The organism is Kocuria sabuli, assembly GCF_040981185.1.
GTDB classification, from domain to species: domain Bacteria; phylum Actinomycetota; class Actinomycetes; order Actinomycetales; family Micrococcaceae; genus Kocuria; species Kocuria sabuli.
The window spans coordinates 189,249-206,271 of the sequence record NZ_JAVHZE010000004.1 but is presented as its reverse complement, the minus strand read 5'-3'; the positions used below and the strand labels follow the sequence as shown (position 1 = coordinate 206,271).

The 17,023-nt window shown below is 73.3% G+C and carries 16 protein-coding genes and 1 tRNA gene; 7 read left to right on the top strand and 10 right to left on the bottom strand.

Annotated features, from left to right (window positions below; translation table 11 throughout):
• Positions 1–33: 33 nt before the first annotated feature.
• Genes RE027_RS06590 through RE027_RS06580 form a run of 3 tightly spaced genes read right to left on the bottom strand, consistent with a single transcriptional unit; the run spans position 34 to position 1,661 of the window.
• Positions 34–960, bottom strand: coding sequence for an NUDIX hydrolase (locus tag RE027_RS06590; protein WP_368807455.1), 927 nt, complete (start codon positions 958–960; stop codon positions 34–36).
• A complete protein-coding gene (locus RE027_RS06585) occupies positions 944–1,429 on the bottom strand; it encodes a RidA family protein (protein ID WP_368807454.1) in 486 nt (161 codons plus the stop codon). The genes RE027_RS06590 and RE027_RS06585 overlap by 17 nt, the downstream gene beginning before the upstream one ends.
• Positions 1,430–1,466: 37 nt before the next feature.
• Positions 1,467–1,661: a DUF4177 domain-containing protein gene (locus RE027_RS06580; protein WP_368807453.1), complete on the bottom strand. Its 195-nt coding sequence runs from the start codon at positions 1,659–1,661 to the stop codon at positions 1,467–1,469.
• A 91-nt stretch (positions 1,662–1,752) separates the two neighbouring features.
• Between RE027_RS06580 and RE027_RS06575 the strand changes: the two genes are divergently transcribed.
• Together RE027_RS06575 and RE027_RS06570 are read left to right on the top strand one after the other, a co-directional pair.
• Entirely contained in the window at positions 1,753–3,909 is a 2,157-nt protein-coding gene (locus RE027_RS06575) for a transglycosylase domain-containing protein (protein WP_368807452.1), read from the top strand.
• A 13-nt stretch (positions 3,910–3,922) separates the two neighbouring features.
• Positions 3,923–4,846: a metallophosphoesterase gene (locus RE027_RS06570; protein WP_368807451.1), complete on the top strand. Its 924-nt coding sequence runs from the start codon at positions 3,923–3,925 to the stop codon at positions 4,844–4,846.
• A 66-nt stretch (positions 4,847–4,912) separates the two neighbouring features.
• Here the strand turns inward: RE027_RS06570 and RE027_RS06565 are convergent, their stop codons facing one another.
• Both RE027_RS06565 and RE027_RS06560 read right to left on the bottom strand, forming a co-directional pair.
• A complete protein-coding gene (locus tag RE027_RS06565; RefSeq protein ID WP_368807450.1) occupies positions 4,913–5,485 on the bottom strand; it encodes an RBBP9/YdeN family alpha/beta hydrolase in 573 nt (190 codons plus the stop codon).
• The gene (locus RE027_RS06560) at positions 5,482–5,640 is read right to left on the bottom strand and encodes a hypothetical protein (RefSeq protein WP_368807449.1); all 159 of its coding nucleotides are present in this window, start codon (positions 5,638–5,640) and stop codon (positions 5,482–5,484) included. The genes RE027_RS06565 and RE027_RS06560 overlap by 4 nt, the downstream gene beginning before the upstream one ends.
• Before the next feature lie 195 nt (positions 5,641–5,835).
• On the opposite strand from RE027_RS06560, the gene RE027_RS06555 reads away from it, so the two are divergent.
• From RE027_RS06555 to RE027_RS06540, 4 genes are read left to right on the top strand one after another with little or no spacing between them, the layout of a single operon-like run.
• Positions 5,836–8,670 carry an FAD-binding and (Fe-S)-binding domain-containing protein gene (locus RE027_RS06555; protein WP_368807448.1) on the top strand — a complete coding sequence of 945 codons (2,835 nt, stop codon included), beginning with the start codon at positions 5,836–5,838 and terminating at the stop codon, positions 8,668–8,670.
• A 53-nt stretch (positions 8,671–8,723) separates the two neighbouring features.
• A complete protein-coding gene (locus tag RE027_RS06550; protein WP_368807447.1) occupies positions 8,724–9,263 on the top strand; it encodes a MarR family winged helix-turn-helix transcriptional regulator in 540 nt (179 codons plus the stop codon).
• A gap of 4 nt (positions 9,264–9,267) precedes the next feature.
• The gene (locus RE027_RS06545; protein ID WP_368807446.1) at positions 9,268–9,690 is read left to right on the top strand and encodes an organic hydroperoxide resistance protein; all 423 of its coding nucleotides are present in this window, start codon (positions 9,268–9,270) and stop codon (positions 9,688–9,690) included.
• Between the two features lie 55 nt (positions 9,691–9,745).
• Positions 9,746–10,753, top strand: a complete 1,008-nt coding sequence (locus RE027_RS06540) for an NADP-dependent oxidoreductase (RefSeq protein ID WP_368807445.1) — start codon at positions 9,746–9,748, stop codon at positions 10,751–10,753.
• Here the strand turns inward: RE027_RS06540 and RE027_RS06535 are convergent.
• The 4 genes from RE027_RS06535 to RE027_RS06520 all read right to left on the bottom strand — a co-directional run bounded on the left by RE027_RS06535 (position 10,743) and on the right by RE027_RS06520 (position 15,792).
• A complete protein-coding gene (locus RE027_RS06535; RefSeq protein ID WP_368807444.1) occupies positions 10,743–11,441 on the bottom strand; it encodes a haloacid dehalogenase type II in 699 nt (232 codons plus the stop codon). The two genes, RE027_RS06540 and RE027_RS06535, sit on opposite strands and share 11 nt — an antisense overlap.
• Positions 11,442–11,654: 213 nt before the next feature.
• Positions 11,655–12,374, bottom strand: a complete 720-nt coding sequence (locus RE027_RS06530) for an HAD family hydrolase (RefSeq protein WP_368807443.1) — start codon at positions 12,372–12,374, stop codon at positions 11,655–11,657.
• Positions 12,375–12,466: 92 nt separating this feature from the next.
• Entirely contained in the window at positions 12,467–13,927 is a 1,461-nt protein-coding gene (locus tag RE027_RS06525; RefSeq protein ID WP_368807442.1) for a M28 family peptidase, read from the bottom strand.
• 266 nt (positions 13,928–14,193) lie between these two features.
• Positions 14,194–15,792 (bottom strand): M28 family metallopeptidase, encoded by a 1,599-nt coding sequence (locus RE027_RS06520; protein ID WP_368807441.1) that lies wholly within the window; start codon positions 15,790–15,792, stop codon positions 14,194–14,196.
• 241 nt (positions 15,793–16,033) lie between these two features.
• Here RE027_RS06520 and RE027_RS06515 point away from each other — a divergent pair.
• Positions 16,034–16,110, top strand: a tRNA-Pro gene (locus tag RE027_RS06515).
• Positions 16,111–16,190: 80 nt separating this feature from the next.
• Here the strand turns inward: RE027_RS06515 and RE027_RS06510 are convergent.
• Positions 16,191–16,781, bottom strand: a complete 591-nt coding sequence (locus RE027_RS06510) for a thymidine kinase (protein ID WP_368807440.1) — start codon at positions 16,779–16,781, stop codon at positions 16,191–16,193.
• Positions 16,782–17,023 lie beyond the last annotated feature (242 nt).

Below are 17,023 nucleotides of genomic sequence, written 5' to 3'. Positions count from 1 at the left end.
CGGGCCGTCGCCGTGTCCGGTGCCGGACGGGCCTCAGGACCAGTCGAGGCGCAGCACGGGGCGGCCGTCGCGCACCTCCAGCACCGGGTTGCGGGTCACGACGGCCCGGTTCCGGGCCAGGAAGGCGATGGCCGAGGAGCACTCGGCGATCGACTCGAGGACGCACTGGACCCCGGGCGAGGACAGGTCGCCCACCGAGCGGCCCACGGTGTCCTCCTGGCCCACCAGGTCCCCGAGCCAGCTGCCCCCGGGCTCGGCCACGGCCTGGGCGGCCTCCACCCACCGGCCCCAGACGCCCGTGGACTCCAGCAGGGTGGGGCTCTGCCCGTCGGGGACCACCGCGGTGAAGTAGTGGATGTCGTAGCGGCGGTGGGCGAAGTCGGAGGTGACCCAGTGCGCCAGAGGCCGCAGCAGGTCCGAGCGCAGCACGAGCCGGCGGCGTCCGAGCACCTGGGCCAGGGACACGTCCCCGAGGGCGAGCGCCTCGCGGGAGCGCATCCACTCCGCCCCCTCCACGGACTCCACCGTGCTCATCGGCTCCGACCCCGCCAGCAGCACCCCGGCCTCCTCGAACGCCTGGCGCGCCGCGGCGACCACGGCGCGGCGGGAGCGTCCGACGTCGCCGCCCATGCCGAGCCGGCGCGCCCACTGCGTGGGCGTGGGACCGGCCCAGTCCAGGGGCTCGTCGTCGTGGGCCTCCACGGGGCCGCCGGGGAAGCCCACGGTGCCCAGCGGCGAGTTGCCGGGCCGGTAGGTCAGATAGGTCTCGACGCCGCGCTCCCCGTCCCGGACGAACACCACCGCGGACGCCGGGGTGGGGGTGCTGCCCGGGATGCCGGCACCGCGCTCCAGCCAGGCCTCGGCGGCCTTGCGCTGGCGCTCGGGGACCTCGAAGTACCGCACCGGCGGGAGCCGGTCCGTCCGGAGGGAGCGGATCGGCGGATCAGCGGAACTCGGCAACGACCTCGACCTCGACCGGTGAGTCGAGCGGCAGGACCGCGACGCCCACCGCGGAGCGGGCGTGCACCCCCGCCTCCCCGAAGATGCTGCCCAGCAGCTCGGAGGCACCGTTGACCACCCCGGGCTGCCCGGTGAAGCCCGGGTCCGAGGCGACGAAGCCCACCACCTTGACGATGCGCACGACCCGGTCCAGGTCGCCCACCGCCTCCTTGACGGCGGCCACCGCGTTGAGTGCGGCGCGGGCCGCGAGCTGCTGCGCCTCGTCCGGGGACACGGTGCCCGCGGCCCCGGACGCGGAGACCTTGCCGGTCGCGGGCAGCTCGCCGTCCACGAACGGCAGCTGTCCTGAGGTGTGCACCCAGGAGCCGGTGACCACGGCGGGCACGTAGGCGGCCACGGGGGCCGCGACGGCCGGCAGCTCGAGGCCGAGCTCGGCGATGCGGGCGTCGACGACGGAATCGTTGCTCATGGAGTCCTCCGGAGATCTCGGTTGCTGCGCCCGGGCCTCAGGCCTTGGGGCGCTTGAAGTAGGCGATGGGGTTGGTCTGGACCGGGGCGTTCATGTTGCCCGCCGGGACGTCGGCCGGCGTGGATCCCGGCAGGACGGTGACGAGCTCCCACCCGTCGTCGCCCCAGTTGTCGAGGATCTGCTTGGTCGCGTGGATCATGAGCGGCACGGTGGCGTATTCCCAGGTAGTCATGGGCCCAGCGTAGCCACGAACGGCGGGACGCGCTCCGCCGTGACGGCCCGCACACCGGCTCCGGACCGGTTCGCGCTTGTAGACTGTCCCAATGGCTTCCCGCAAGAACTCTGCCGCGCAGGCACCGTCGGCCCTCGGCAACGTCGTGGCGTTCATCGCCACGAGCATCGTCGCCGGCATCGTGGCCGCCGGTCTCCTGGTCCCCCCCGCAGCGGCCACGGGCCTCGCCGCCAACGCCTCGATCGCGTGGTTCAAGGACCTCCCGGCGCAGATGCAGGCGGGACCGATGTCCCGCGCCTCCACGGTCGTGACCCGCGACGGGACCGAGATCGCGTCGTTCTACGCGCAGAACCGCACCCCCGTCGCCCTGGACGAGATCTCCCCGCACATGGAGGCCGCGATCCTGGCGATCGAGGACCGGGACTTCTACGAGCACGGCGGCGTGGACCTCGGCGGCATCATCCGCGCGCTGGGCAACAACATCATCCGCCCCGACGCGCGCCAGGGCGCCTCGACCATCACGCAGCAGTACGTGAACAACCTGATCATCGACTCCCAGGTCCGCGCCGGCGAGGAGACCACCACCATCGGCGCCGACAAGGGCTACGCGGACAAGATCAAGGAGATCAAGCTCTCCCTCTCCATGGAGCAGGAGCTGAGCAAGGACCAGATCCTGGAGGGCTACCTGAACATGGTGCTCTTCGGCGGTCAGAACTACGGCGTGGAGGCCGCCGCGCAGTACTACTGGGGCATCCCGGCCGCCGAGCTGAGCATCTCCCAGGCCGCGGTGCTGGCCGGGATGGTCCAGTCCCCCAACTACTACGACCCCGCGGCGAACCCCGAGGCGGCCACCGAGCGGCGCAACATCGTGCTCGACACGATGCTGACCACCGGGGCCATCACCCAGGAGGAGCACGCGGCCGCGGCCGCCGAGCCGATCCAGCTGGACCTGCACCCCACGAACTCCGGGTGCACGGCCGCGGAGACCGCCCCCTACTTCTGCGACTACGTCCAGAACGTCATCCTGCAGGACTCGGCGTTCGGCGAGACCCCCGAGGAGCGGCTCAAGACGCTGCAACTCGGGGGGCTCACCATCACGACCACCCTCGACATCGAGGCCCAGCGGGCCGCCCAGGAGGCGGTCAACGAGACGCAGCCGCCGGACGACAACCCGGACAACGTCTCCACCGCCCTCGTGTCGCTCGAGCCCTCCAACGGCGACATCGTGGCGATGGCGCAGAACACGTTCTACTCCGCCGAGGAGGGCAGCTCCAACACCACGTACAACTTCAACGTGGACCGCTCGATGGGCGGGGCCGGGGGCTTCCAGGTCGGCTCGACCTACAAGCCGCTGACGTACGCCACGTGGATCGACGCCGGCAACGGCGCGGAGGACCAGCTCGACGCCACCCAGACCCGGTGGCCCGCCGACCACCGCTGGAAGGCCACGTGCCTGGACAGCGGCTACAAGATCGAGCCCGGCAACAACGGCGAGGGCTTCGAGATCCAGAACGCGGAGCCCGGCTACACCCGGCAGATGGAGGCCGACTTCGGCCTGTACAACTCCATCAACACCGCGATCTACGCGATGGCCGAGGACCTCGATCTGTGCCACATCGGCGAGATCTCCGACGCCCTGGGCATCCACGACGGCAAGGAGGGCAAGCCCGTGGACACCACGGTGCTGTCCTCCCTGCTGGGCGGCTCCGTGGACATCTCCCCGATGACCATGGCCCGGGCCTACGCGGCGTTCGCCAACCGTGGCGAGCTGTGCGAGCCGCGCGCCCTGGAGAAGGTCGTCGACTACACGGGCCGGGAGTACGAGATCCCCGAGACCTCGTGCGAGCAGGTGATCAGCGAGGACGTCGCCGACGGCGTGAACTACGCCCTGAACCAGACCCTGATCCGCGGTTCCGGCTGGCAGCGGGAGATCGGTCTGCCGGGCGCCTCCGCGGCCAAGACCGGCACCACGGACAACTCCACCCAGACGTGGATGGTGGGCTACACCAAGGGCCTCGCCACCGCGTCGTGGGTCGGCAACTACGAGTTCGGCTCCCGCTCCCTGAACGGGCTGAACATCGGCGGGGACCGCACCACCGGCGACGACTGGGTGGACGGCTCCACCTACGCCGGCGGCCAGTGGCAGCAGTTCATGCGCGAGGTGGCCCGGGACTACGACACCGACAAGTTCGAGGAGCCCTCCGAGAAGGTGCTCGAGGGGCGCAACGGCACCTCGCGGCCGGGCTGACCCCGGGGACCGGATGAGCACCGCGAACACCGCGCGGCACCCCGCCGCTCCGGTCCTGCGCGCGGCCGCCGCCGTCGCGGGGGCCGGTGCCGCCGCGGCGGCGGGCCTCGGGGCGTGGGGCGTCGTCGTCGAGCGCCGCCGCTTCCAGCTGCGCACCGAACGGCTCCGGCTGCTGCCCGAGGGCAGTGCGCCCCTGCGCATCCTGCACCTGTCCGACCTGCACGTCTGGCCCGGCCAGGAGACGGTGCGGGACTTCGTGCACTCGCTGGCCGCCCTGGAGCCGGACCTCGTGGTGGACACCGGGGACAACCTCTCCCACCCCGGGGCGCTGCCGTGGCTGCTGGAGATCCTGGACCCGCTCCTCCGCTTCCCCGGGGCCTACGTCCCCGGCTCCAACTGCTACTTCGCCCCGCAGCCGAAGAACCCGGTGCGCTACCTGTGGCGGGACACGTCCGCGGAGTCGCGGGAGGAGGTGACCCGGCTCCCCACCCGCGCCATGCACGAGGCCTTCGACGCCGCCGGCTGGACGCCCCTGATCAACCGCGCCGCCCGGATGGAGGTCGCCGGGCTGACCCTGGACCTGTCCGGGGTGGACGACCCGCACCTGGGCTACGACCGGCACCCCGGCTTCCCGGAGCCCGGGACGGCGGACCTGCGCCTCGGGGTGGCCCACGCCCCCTATCTGCGGACCCTGGACCGCTTCGCCGACGACGGCGCGGACCTGGTGCTGGCGGGCCACACCCACGGCGGGCAGGTCTGCCTGCCGGGCGGGCGGGCCCTGGTGAGCAACTGCGACCTCGAACCCGAGCGCTGCAAGGGGCTGATCACCCAGGGCGGCGTGCCGGTCAACGTCTCGGCGGGCCTGGGGACGTCGCGCTTCGCGCCCATCCGGCTGTTCTGCCCGCCGGAGGCCGTGCTGCTGACGCTCACCGACTAGCCCTCCCGCTGGACGGCGGAGCCGGGCCGCGCCCGGTCACCGGGCGTCCCGGCCCGGCGCCCCGGGTCAGCGCGGCCCGAGCGCGTCCAGCACGGCGGGCAGGCGCGTGATCCCGTCGGCGCCCCGGAAGTGCCCGGCCCCGGGCACCACCCGGACCGCGGCGTCCAGCCGCGCCGCGAGCGCGTCGCTGGCGGCGGCCGGCACGGTCGGGTCGTCGTCGGAGCGGATCACCAGCCGGCGCCGGGCGTCCTCGCGCACCGCGGCGACGTCCACGTCCTCGGCCAGGAACGCGTCGAGGGACGGCTCGCTCTCCAGCGGTCCCGTGAAGCCGGCCACGAGCACGAGCCCCCCGAGCGTCCAGGGCCGCGGCAGACCGGCGAGGTGGCGCAGGATCGTGACGCACCCCAGGCTGTGGCCGACCAGGTGGGTGCGCTCGTCGGGCTCCCCCACCGCCCGCGCCACGGCGTCCTGCCACGGCCCGGGCTCGGGGGCGGAGGGATCCGGCAGCGCCACGAGCACGGTGTGCACGCCGTCGGCGGCGAGCGCGGCGCGCAGCCACGGGAACCAGTGCTGATCGGGGGCGGCGTCGTAGCCGTGCACCACCACGACGCGGCGGGCCGGTGGATCCGGGGTGCTCATCCGGAGATCTCGGGCACCGCCACGATGATCCGGTGGTTGGTCCTGTCGCACAGGTACATCTCCTCGGTGCCCTGGGGCACCGGGCCGCCCTCGGGCCACTGGTCCTCGGGGATCTGGCGCAGGGGTCCGCCGCAGGACGGGCAGATGGGGTCCATGGTCGTCTCCTCCAGGGTCGGGTCGCGGGCCCGGCAGCCCGTGGGGCGAGCTTCCCGCAAAACGACGCCGCCCACAACTCCCCGCGCGGGATGCGACGGCCGGAGGCGGACGCCCTCCCGCCCCGGCCCGTGTGGTCCTACCATGGGATGTGGCACGCACCACACCGGCCGCCCCGACCTCCCGGAGGACCTCCCATGACCGTCGCCGCACACCGCTCCCCCGCCGCCGAGGCACTGCGGGAGGACCTCCGGACCTGGTGCGGCCGCGACGCGGTGGTGGACTCGGAGCTCGAGCACCGGGCGCTCGCCCACGACGCCTCCCACTACCTGCTGCAGCCGGCCGCGGTGGTCCGCCCGCGCTCGGCCGGGGACATGGGCAACCTCTTCCGCGCGGTCGCCCGGCACGGGCTCGGGCTGACCTTCCGCTCCGGCGGCACGTCCCTGTCCGGGCAGTCCGTCACGGACCAGGTGCTCGTGGACGTGCGCCGCAACTTCCGGGACGTCGAGGTGCTGGACGACGGGCGGCGCGTGCGGGTGCAGCCCGGGGCCACGGTGCGCCAGGTCAACGCCCGGCTGGCCCCGTCCGGGCACAAGCTGGGCCCGGACCCGGCGAGCGAGGCGGCCTGCACGGTGGGCGGCGTGGTGGCGAACAACTCCTCCGGGATGGCGTGCGGGACGGAGACCAACACGTACCGGACGCTCGAGTCCATGGTGGTGGTGCTGCCCTCGGGCACCACCGTGGACACCGCCGCCCCGGACGCGGACCGGCGGCTGCGGGAGCTGGAGCCGGCGCTGCACGAGGGGCTGCTGCGGCTGCGCGACCGGGTGCGGGGCAACCCGGCGTCGGTGCGCACGATCGAGCAGCAGTTCTCGATGAAGAACACCATGGGCTACGGCCTCAACTCCTTCCTGGACCACGACGAACCGGTCCGGATCCTGGAGCACCTGCTGATCGGCAGCGAGGGCACCTTGGGCTTCGTGGCCCAGGCGGTCTTCCGCACGGTGCCGATCCTCCCGTTCGCCTCCACCGGGCTGCTGGTGTTCCCGGACCTGGCCTCGGCCACCCGCACGGTCCCGGCTCTGGTGGAGGCGCGCTCGGCCACGGTGGAGCTGCTGGACGCGACCTCCCTGAAGGTCTCCCAGCGCACCGGCCTGGCGCCGGCGCAGATCATGGACGTCGACGTCGACGAGCACGCGGCGCTGCTCGTGGAGTACCAGGGCGCCACGCTCGAGGAGGAGCGCGAGCTCTCCGCCGCGGCCGCCGTGCTGTTCCGCTCCCTCGACCTGGCGGCGCCGGCCGCCCTGACCGACGACCGCACGGCCCGGGCCGCGCTGTGGACGGTGCGCAAGGGCCTCTACACCACCGTGGCGGGCAACCGGCCGAGCGGGTCCAACGCGCTGCTGGAGGACGTCGTCGTGCCCGTCCCGGAGCTGGGCGAGACGTGCGAGCAGCTGACCGCGCTCTTCGACGCCCACGGCTACCGCGACTCGGTGATCTTCGGCCACGCCAAGGACGGCAACGTCCACTTCATGCTCAACGAGCAGTTCGACCGCCCCGACCTGCTGGCCCGCTACGAGCGCTTCACCCAGGACATGGTCGACCTGGTCCTCGACCACCGCGGGTCCCTCAAGGCCGAGCACGGGACCGGGCGCAACATGGCCCCGTTCGTGCGCCGGCAGTACGGGGACGAGCTCTACGACGTGATGGTGCAGCTCAAGCGGCTGGTGGACCCCGACGGGCTGCTCAACCCGGGGGTGCTCCTCAACGAGGACCCCACGGTGTACGTGCGCGACCTCAAGACCGCGCCCCCGGTCGAGCAGGAGGTGGACCGGTGCGTGGAGTGCGGCTACTGCGAACCGGTGTGCCCGTCCAAGGACATCACCCTCACCCCGCGCCAGCGCATCGTGGGCCGGCGGGAGATCGCGGCCGCCGAGGAGCGCGGGGACGCCGAGCTCGCCGCCCGACTGCGCACCGAGTACGACTACGAGGGTCTGCAGACGTGCGCCGTGGACGGGATGTGCGTGACCGCGTGCCCGGTGCTGATCAACACGGGGGACCTCGTGCGACGGCTGCGCGCCGAGAACCACAGCAGGGTCGCGGACGCGGGCTGGGGCGCCGCGGCCACGGCCTGGGGGGCGACGACGACGGGCGCCGGGCTGGGGCTCAGCGTCGCGGACAGGCTGCCCCCGGCGCTGCCCCGGGCCGCCACGACGCTGGCCCGCGCCGTCCTGGGCGGCGAGCACGTCCCGCAGTACAAGGAGGAGCTGCCCGCGGGCGGTCCCGCCCGGCCGCGCCGGCGGGACGCGGGCGCGGAGGCGGTGTTCTTCCCGGCCTGCATCAACTCGATGTTCGGCACCCCGGAGGGCGAGGGCCTGACCGCGTCCCAGGCCCTCCTGGCGCTGTGCGACCGCGCGGGGGTGCGCGTCACCGTCCCGGAGGGCATCGGCAGCCTGTGCTGCGGCACGCCGTGGAAGTCGAAGGGCCTGCCCACCGGGTACGCGACGATGTCCGAGCGCACCCTCGCGGCCCTCTGGGAGGCCTCCCGGCAGGGGGAGATGCCGGTGGTCTGCGACGCCGCCTCCTGCACCGAGGGCCTGGAGACCATGGCGGAGCTGGCCGCGGCCTCGAGCCCGTACTCCGCCCTGCGCTTCGTGGACTCGGTCGAGTTCGTCGCCGACCGGGTCCTGGGGCGGCTGCGCGTGAGCCGGCCCGTGGGCTCCATGGCGCTGCACCCCACGTGCTCGAGCGTGCACCTGGGCGTCACCGGGGCCTTCGAGACGATCGCCCGCGCGATCAGCGACGACGTGGTGGTGCCTGCGGCGTGGGGCTGCTGCGCCTACGCCGGGGACCGCGGCATGCTGCACCCGGAGTTCACGGCGTCGGCGACGGCGGCCGAGGCCCGGGAGGTCAACCAGCGCCGCTTCGACGCCTACGCGTCCCTGAACCGCACCTGCGAGCAGGGCATGACGGAGGCCACCGGGCACGCCTACCGGCACGTGCTGGAGCACCTCGAGGAGGCCACCCGCTGAGCCGATCCTTCCATCAAGTTGTGCACAACTGAGTTGCGTGCAACCATGAGGACATGGATGCAGATCTCCGGCTCGACGCGCAGCTGTGCTTCGCGCTCTACGCGGCCTCCCGGGCCACGACGGCGGCCTACCGCGAGCCGCTGGCCGAGCTCGGCCTCACCTATCCGCAGTACCTCGCGCTGCTGGCGCTGTGGGAGGAGGACGGGCAGACCGTCACCGCGCTCGGCTCCCGGCTGCGCCTGGACAGCGGGACCCTCTCCCCGCTGCTGAAGCGGATGGAGACCGGCGGGCTGCTGGAGCGCCGCCGCGGCCACGCCGACGAGCGGCGCGTCACCGTGCACCTCACCGCGGCCGGCGACCGGCTGCGCGAGCGCGCGCCGGACGTGCAGCGCCGCGTCCTGGACGCCTCCGGGCTTGCCCCGGAGGAGATGGCCACCCTGCACCGGCTCGCCCGCAGGATCGGCGCCTCCGGCACCGCCCCGGCCGGCACCGCGCCGGAGACCACGGCGTCCGGCGCCACCCCACTTGGGGCCGTCCCGTCCGGGACCACCCCGTCCGGGACCACCCCGTCCGAGAACCCCACCGAGGAGTAAACCCATGCAGACCGTCTACACCGCCGAGGCCCTCGCCACCGGCGCCGGCCGCAACGGCCGCACCCGCACCACCGACGGCCGGATCGACCTGGGACTGGCCGTCCCGCAGGAGATGGGCGGCTCCGGCGACGGCACGAACCCGGAGCAGCTCTTCGCCGCCGGCTACGCCGCGTGCTTCCACTCCGCCCTCCAGCTCGTCGCCCGGCAGCAGAAGGTCGACCTGGGCGAGTCCAGCGTCGGGGCCCGCGTGGGCATCGGCGGCGACGGCCAGGGCGGCTTCGCCCTCCAGGTCGCCCTGGAGGTCGTCCTGCCCGACCTCGACCAGGACACCGCCCGGGCCCTGGCTGAGAAGGCCCACCAGGTCTGCCCGTACTCCAACGCCACCCGGGGCAACATCGACGTCGCCGTCGAGGTCGTCGAGGACTGAGCCCCCGGCCCGAGAGCACCCCCGCCCCCTACCGATCGACCGATCCGGAGCACCGATGACGCAGCACACCCGCACCCGCCAGGTCGTCCTGGCCTCCCGCCCGCAGGGCGCCCCCGTCCCGGAGAACTTCCGGCTCGAGGAGACCGACCTGCCCGAGCCGGGCCCCGGACAGGTCCTGGTCGCCAACCGCTGGATGTCCGTGGACCCGTACATGCGCGGCCGGATGAACGACGTGAAGTCCTACGTCCCGCCGTTCCAGGTGGACCAGCCGCTGGACGGCGGCGCCGTGGGCGAGGTCGTCGCCTCGGCCGCCCCGGAGCTGCCGGTGGGCACCACGGTGCTGCACGGTTCCGGGTGGCGCGAGCACGCGCTGCTGGACGCCGCGGCCGCCACCGCGGTGGACCCGGAGCTCGCTCCGGAGCCGGCCTACCTGGGGGTGCTGGGCATGCCCGGGCTCACCGCGTACGCGGGCCTCATGGGCGCCGCCCGGTTCCGGCCCGGGGACACGGTGTTCGTCTCGGGCGCCGCCGGGGCCGTGGGCTCGCTGGTCGGGCAGATCGCCCGGCTCAGCGGCGCCGCCCGCGTGATCGGCAGCGCGGGTTCGCCGGAGAAGGTCCGGCGCCTGCTGGAGCTCGGCTTCGACGCCGCCTTCGACTACCACGACGGCCCGGTGCTCCCCCAGCTGCGGCAGGCGGCGCCCGAGGGCGTCGACGTCTACTTCGACAACGTGGGCGGCGAGCACCTCGAGGCGGCGATCTCCGTGCTGAACACCCGGGGCCGGGTGTGCCTGTGCGGGGCGATCTCGCAGTACAACGCCACCGAGCCGCCGGCGGCGCCGCGCAACCTGGCGCTGGCGATCGGCAAGATGCTGACCCTGCAGGGCTTCCTCGTCAGCGGCTACCAGGACATGGCCCCGGAGTTCCGGGAGAAGATGGCCGGCTGGCTGGCGTCCGGCGAGATCGCGTGGGACCAGACCGTGCGGGAGGGCCTCGAGGACGCCCCCCAGGCGTTCATCGACCTGCTGGCCGGGGCGAACACCGGCAAGATGGTCGTCAGCCTCTGAGACCGGCCACGTCGCCGCGCAGCCGCGCGGCGAGCTCGCGCACCCCGGACACCCTGAGGTCCGGGGTGCGCGCGTACTCCGGCCACGGTGCACCGTCGCGGTCCACCCACACCGTGCGCATCCCGGCCCGGGCCGCGCCGTGCAGGTCCCAGGCGTTCGCCGCCACCATCAGGGCGCGCTCCAGCGGAAGGCCCCAGATGCCTCCCGCCCAGGCGTAGGCCTCCGGGGCGGGCTTCCAGCACGGGGCGTCGTCCACGGAGAGCACGTGCTCGAAGTGCTGGCGCACCCCGCCGCGCTCCAGCAGGCCCTCCGAGGTGGCCTGCGAGCCGTTGGTCAGCGCCGTGATCCGGAACCCCGCCTCCGCGAGGGCCGTGATCCCCGACCGGATGTCCGGGTGGACGGGCAGCCGCTGCATGCCCTCCCGGACGTGGCGCACGGCCTCCTCCACGTCCCGGTTCGGCGCCTGGGCCGCGAACAGGGAGCGGGCCACGGAGTCCCCCAGGACCGCGAAGGGCTGCGACTCGCCGTGCACGGCCAGTGCGAAGCCCTCCCGGAGCACGCCGGCGAACCACGTCTGCGCGAGCGGGCCCGGCAGCCCCAGCTCCTCGAAGACGCCCTGCAGCGGGCTCATGTCGGACATCGTCTCGTTGACGTCGAACACGAGGACCGGTTTCTCGTCGGCGGTCATGCCTGCTCCCCTCGCCCTGCGGCGGCTCCCGGGGGAACCGGTGGTGCCCACAGGATACGGGCGGGTCCCGCTCGGCCCCGCGGAGCCGGCGTCATGAACCGGTGGGCAGCGTGGCGGTCACTCCGCCGGGCCGTGCAGCCCGCTTCCTGCCCCGGGCACCGGCTGCCGGGCCCGCCGCGGACGCCGCCGGAGCGGTGGCGCCGAGCCGTGCGCTCAGCCGGCCGCGGCGAGCCGGCCCAGCGGGCTGTTCTCGAAGTCCTCGAGCAGGGCCTGCGGGTCCGCGTAGACGGCGGCGGCCCCGGCCTCCCGCAGCTCGCTCTCGCTGATCCCGCCGCTGGTCAGGCACACGGCGTCCAGCCCCAGCTTCCACGCGGACTCGACGTCCCAGCGGGCGTCGCCCACCACGATCGCGTCCTCCGCGCGCAGGCCTCCGGCCTCGAGCGCCGCGGCGAAGATGTCCGGGGCGGGCTTGCTCTGCTCGGCGTCCGTGGCGGTCGTCACCGCGGTGAGGACGTCGTCGGAGCCCAGGGCCTCGCGCATGGCGGCGACCTCGGTGGCGTTCGACGACGACGCCAGCACCACCACCAGACCGGCGTCGGTGCAGCGGCGCAGCAGCTCCATCGCGCCGCGGGTGGGCGTGAGCCCGGCCCAGTACACGGAGAACAGCGCGCCGTGGGCGGCCCCGATGGCGGCGTCCTCGTCCGTGTCCCGGTCGGCGGGCAGCAGCTGGTCGATCAGCTGCTCCGAGCCCATCCCGATGAGCCGGTGGATGCGGTGCATGGGCACGTCGTGGCCGGCCTGGTTGAAGGCGTGCCACCAGGCGACGGTGTGCAGGTAGCTGGAGTCGATGAGGGTGCCGTCGACGTCGAACAGCACACCGCGGCGGGTGCGGCGGGTGGGCGCGGACGAGCTCTCGGATCCGGAGGAGGTCATGGTCTCAGCATGTCATCACTAAGACTGCTGATCAACGGCCGCTCCCGGTGCGGCGCAGCACCCGGACGGGGCCCCGCCCGGGTGCTGCCCGCTCATGACCCCTGCTTCTCCTCGGCGGCGTTGCTCGGGCCGTGGCCCTGGTCGACGGTGGCGGCCGGAACGGGCGGCACGGCGAGGCGCAGCTGCCGGCCCTCCTCCTCGAGGTCCAGGGCGGAGTTCGCGAAGCGCAGGACCACGGCGGAGGCCGCGTCGGTCATCTCGTCCAGCGCCCGGACGTCGATGTTGCTGAGGTCGTCGCACGACGCGTGGTAGCAGAAGTCGTAGCCGACCCCGGCCCGGCCGCCGAACAGCGCGGCCTGCTCCACGGTCTTGATGCCCTCGGCGCCGGTGAAGAGGCCGCCGGAGGGGACGCCCTCGTCGATGAACGGCCCGTAGTCGCTGCGGCCGCTGAACTCGGTCTCGCCCGAGGCCAGCCCCACGGAGCCGAAGTGCTCGTGGAAGGCCGCCTCGATCGCGGCGGATCCGGCCGGGGCGGGCACCGAGCCGTCCTCCGGGCCGAACGCCGAGGCGTCGCCGTCGTAGACGAAGCGGCCGTGGTTCGGGGAGGCGATCATGTCGAAGTTCAGGTACAGCGCGACGGCCTCCAGCGCGGCGGGGTCGTTGGCCTTGAGGTCGGCCACGTAGTGCCGGGATCCGCGCAGGCCGAGCTCCTCCGCGCCCCACCACGCGAAACGGACGTTGTTCTCGGTCTCCGTCCCCGCGAGCGACTCGGCGATGGCGAGGATACCCGCGGAGCCGGAGGCGTTGTCGTTGATCCCGGGGCCCTCCGGGACGCTGTCCAGGTGCGCGCCCACCATGACCGTGCGCGCCGGGTCGCCCGTGCCGGTCTCGGCGAGGACGTTGGAGGTCTCGCGGCTCTCGGAGACCGTCTCGGCGGTGATCGTGATCTCACCCCCGCCCAGCAGCGCCTTCCCGGCCGCGTAACTGAGGCCGATCACGGGGATGGTCACCACGCCCGGTTCGCCGAGGGTGCCGGCGACCACGCCCTCCTCCCCGGGCAGGCCCGTGTTGAAGATCAGCACGGCGGAGGCACCGGCGGCCTGCGCGTTGGCGGCCTTCACCGCGAAGGCGCACGTGCCCCGCTGGAGCAGGGCCACGTTGCCCGCCTCGAAGTCGGCGAAGTCCTCGGCCTCGCACCCGCTGGTGCCGGCGGCCGGCTCCCCGGTCGTGCCCACGGCCTGCACCGGCGCGGTCACGCTGCCGGAGCCGGAGTAGGACATGACCGCCGCCTCCTCGGCGGTCAGCTGCCGCGGGGCGCCGCCCGGCCCGGGCACCGTGACCGTCGTCGGGGCGAGCTCCTGGAAGAACGGGAACGTGAACTCCTGGACGCGCGGGGCGTAGCCGGCGGCCCGCAGCCGGCCGAGCACGTAGTCCACGCTGGCCCGGTAGCCGGACGTGCCCGAGGCACGGTTGCCGTCGTTGGCGTTCGCGATGGCCTGGAACACCTCGAGGTGCTCCAGCACCTGCACCGGAGGGCCGGGTTCCGCGGTCATCGCGATCGCCCCGGTGCTGTCGACTCCGCCCGGGCGCTCACGGCCCGGTGGTGGTGGGTGCAGTGGCGCATGTGCCCTCCCGAGGCTGAGGCCGGTCGGGACCCGACCGTGACGTCGGCTCCATCGTGCCGGTGGAGCGATATGCACAGAGTCCCAGCTCGGGGAGGGCAGGACAAGGATTCCCGGCATGTTGAGAAAGAGGACGGCCCCGCCGGGACGCGCGGGGCGTCCCGGCGGGGCCGTCCGGCCGTCGAGCCCGGTGGCGGTCAGGCGGCCGCCTTGTCGTGGCCGTGCCCGTGCCCGTGGCCCCGGCCGTGCTCGGAGTGCGGGCCGTGGCCGCGGTCCTTGCCCTGCGGGTGGCCCGTGGCGCCCCGGCCCTTCTGCCGGTAGGGCTCGCCCTCGCCGTTGACGTCGTGGGTGGACATCGCATAGCGCAGGACGACGGCCGCGGCGGCGTCGGACATCTCCTCCATGCCCTGGAGGTTGACGTTGGTGATGTCGTCGCACACGGAGTGGTAGCAGGAGTCGTACGCGGCCCCGGCCTGGCCGCCGAACAGCGCGGCCTGCTCCTCGGTCTTCACGCCCTCGGCGCCGGTGAAGAGACCGCCGGAAGGGATGCCGACGGCGATGAACGGCCCGTAGTCGCTGCGGCCGCTGAACTCGGTCTCGCCGGAGGCCAGCCCCGCCGAGGCGAAGTACTCGTGGAACGCCGCCTCGATCGCCCCGGAGCCCTCGGGGGCCTCCGCGGAGACCTCCGGGCCGAACGCGGAGCCGTCGCCGTCGTAGACGAAGCGGCCGTAGTTCGGGGAGCCGATCATGTCGAAGTTCAGGTACAGCGCGATGTCCTCGAGCGCCCCGGGGTCGTTGGCGGCGAGGTCCTCGACGTAGTGCTCGGCGCCCAGCAGGCCGAGCTCCTCCGCGCCCCACCAGGCGAAGCGCACGTTGTTCTCGGTCTTCGTCCTGGCCAGGGCCTCCGCGATGGCGAGGACGCCCGCCGACCCGGTGCCGTTGTCGCTGATCCCCGCGCCCACCGGGACGCTGTCCAGGTGCGCGCCCACCATGACCGTGTTCCCGGGCTCGCCCGTGCCGGTCTCGGCGAGGACGTTGTAGGTGGTGCGGTTCTCGGAGACGGTGTCCGTGACGACCGTGACCTCCCCGGCGTCCAGCAGGTCCACGCCGGCCGCGTAGCTGAGGCCGACCGTCGGCAGGGTGGTCGCCTCGGGCGAGCCCAGCGTGCCGGCCACCGCGGACTCGCTGTTCGGCAGGCCCGTGTTGAAGATCAGCACGGCGGAGGCGCCCGCGGCCTCGGCGTGGGCGGCCTTGGTGGCGAAGGAGCAGCTGCCGCGCTGCAGGAGGGCCACGCTGCCGGCCCGGAAGTCGGCGAAGTCGCTCGCCTCGCAGCCGCTGGTGCCGGCCACGCGCTCCCCGGTGGTGTCCACGGCCTGCACCGGCGCGGTGACGGTGCCCGTGCCGGAGTAGGTCATCACGGCGACGTCCTCCGCGGCGAGCTGCGTGCCGTCCGCGCTGACCGTGGTCGGGCCGACCTCCTCGAAGTACGGGAAGGTGAACTCCTGGACCTCCGGGGTGTAGCCGGCGGCCCGCAGCCGCTCGACCACGTAGTCCACGCTGGCCCGGTAGCCGGAGGTGCCCGAGGCGCGGTTGCCGTCGTGGGCCTCCGCGATGGACTGGAAGGCGGTCAGGTGGTCCGCGAGCTTCTGCTGGGTGACGGCCTGGGTGATCTTGTGGGTGGTGTTGTTGTTGCTGTGGTCGCGGGAGGGGGCCGCGACGGCGCTGGTGGCCGTGAGCGCCAGGGCACCGGCCAGAACGGCCGAGGTGATCCAGGAGCTGGGCGTGCGAACGGGCATGGAACCTCCAGGTGAGCGACGGCCGGGAGGTGACCCGGCCGTGACGCGGTTCACAGTCGTCGAGGGGACGACTCGGATTTGCACATGTTCACAGGGAGGTTACTCGTGGGTCAATAACTTTTGTCCACAGATTCGTGGACAGGATCCGGGCCCGACACGGCCGCCGGGGCCCGATTTCCCACGCGCGGGCGCGGATGGCTATGATGGAGCAGTTGTTTCCGGCAGGATGTCGGATGCTTCACGGGATGTGGCGCAGCTTGGTAGCGCGCGTCGTTCGGGACGACGAGGTCGCAGGTTCAAATCCTGTCATCCCGACCACGAAACAGAAGGCCCCGGACCACTGCGGTCCGGGGCCTTCTGCGTGCCCGGCTCCCGCTGGGCGAGTGCGGCCGAGGGGGTCAGCTCAGCCGGCCGCCGGAGCGATCGAGGTAGCAGGCCGCGCACAGCGACTCGTAGGAGACCGCCGCGCCGTCGATGGCCACCTGGTCCCCTTCGAAGATGAACTCCCCGCCGACGAGCCGGGCGTTGAACATGGCCTTGGACCCGCAGCGGCAGATCGTGCGCAGCTCCTCGACCGTGTGCGCCACCGCCAGCAGGCGGGCCGCGCCGGGGAACGCCTCGGTGCGGAAGTCCGTGCGCAGGCCGTAGGCGAGCACCGGGACACCGTCGAGCACCGCGATGCGCAGCAGGTCGTCCACCTGCTCCGGCGTCAGGAACTGTGCTTCGTCCACCAACAGGCAGTGCACGGGCCCGTTCTCCTCGACGGCCGTGCGGAAGTGCTCGCGCACGAGGTCCTCCGGAGCCAGCAGGAGGTCCACGTTGCGCGACTCCCCCAGCCGCGAGACCACGGTGTCGGCGCCCTTGGAGTCGACGGCCGGCTTGGCCACGAGGACCTTCTGGCCCCGCTCCTCGTAGTTGTGGGCGGCCTGGATCAGGACCGTGGACTTGCCGGAGTTCATCGCGCCGTGGCGGAAGTAGAGCTTGGCCATCAGGCGGTGCTGCTGTGCTGGGTCGGGGGCATGGGGGTGTTCACGACGGGTGTCTCCTGGAGGCGTGCTGCAGGTCCGGAACAAGAGCGCCCCGGACGGTTCCAGGACACTGTACGTCCACCACAGGACGGGCGCAGGATGCCCCCCAAAGCAGGGGCAGGCTCCACCCGCCAAGACGCAAATACATGAATTACGCTCGAAACGACCAGGCATTACCGCTCGGTACGTCACGGCAGGCCGAT

Bases quoted from the DNA above. Each gene is read 5' to 3' on its own strand.
- RE027_RS06520 (WP_368807441.1), bottom strand. From the start codon at position 15,792: ATGCCCGTTCGCACGCCCAGCTCCTGGATCACCTCGGCCGTTCTGGCC.
- RE027_RS06550 (WP_368807447.1), top strand. From the start codon at position 8,724: ATGGATGCAGATCTCCGGCTCGACGCGCAGCTGTGCTTCGCGCTCTAC.
- RE027_RS06525 (WP_368807442.1), bottom strand. From the start codon at position 13,927: ATGACCGCGGAACCCGGCCCTCCGGTGCAGGTGCTGGAGCACCTCGAG.
- RE027_RS06560 (WP_368807449.1), bottom strand. From the start codon at position 5,640: ATGGACCCCATCTGCCCGTCCTGCGGCGGACCCCTGCGCCAGATCCCC.
- RE027_RS06570 (WP_368807451.1), top strand. From the start codon at position 3,923: ATGAGCACCGCGAACACCGCGCGGCACCCCGCCGCTCCGGTCCTGCGC.
- RE027_RS06585 (WP_368807454.1), bottom strand. From the start codon at position 1,429: ATGAGCAACGATTCCGTCGTCGACGCCCGCATCGCCGAGCTCGGCCTC.
- RE027_RS06510 (WP_368807440.1), bottom strand. From the start codon at position 16,781: ATGGCCAAGCTCTACTTCCGCCACGGCGCGATGAACTCCGGCAAGTCC.
- RE027_RS06575 (WP_368807452.1), top strand. From the start codon at position 1,753: ATGGCTTCCCGCAAGAACTCTGCCGCGCAGGCACCGTCGGCCCTCGGC.
- RE027_RS06555 (WP_368807448.1), top strand. From the start codon at position 5,836: ATGACCGTCGCCGCACACCGCTCCCCCGCCGCCGAGGCACTGCGGGAG.
- RE027_RS06535 (WP_368807444.1), bottom strand. From the start codon at position 11,441: ATGACCGCCGACGAGAAACCGGTCCTCGTGTTCGACGTCAACGAGACG.
- RE027_RS06565 (WP_368807450.1), bottom strand. From the start codon at position 5,485: ATGAGCACCCCGGATCCACCGGCCCGCCGCGTCGTGGTGGTGCACGGC.
- RE027_RS06540 (WP_368807445.1), top strand. From the start codon at position 9,746: ATGACGCAGCACACCCGCACCCGCCAGGTCGTCCTGGCCTCCCGCCCG.
- RE027_RS06580 (WP_368807453.1), bottom strand. From the start codon at position 1,661: ATGACTACCTGGGAATACGCCACCGTGCCGCTCATGATCCACGCGACC.
- RE027_RS06530 (WP_368807443.1), bottom strand. From the start codon at position 12,374: ATGACCTCCTCCGGATCCGAGAGCTCGTCCGCGCCCACCCGCCGCACC.
- RE027_RS06545 (WP_368807446.1), top strand. From the start codon at position 9,268: ATGCAGACCGTCTACACCGCCGAGGCCCTCGCCACCGGCGCCGGCCGC.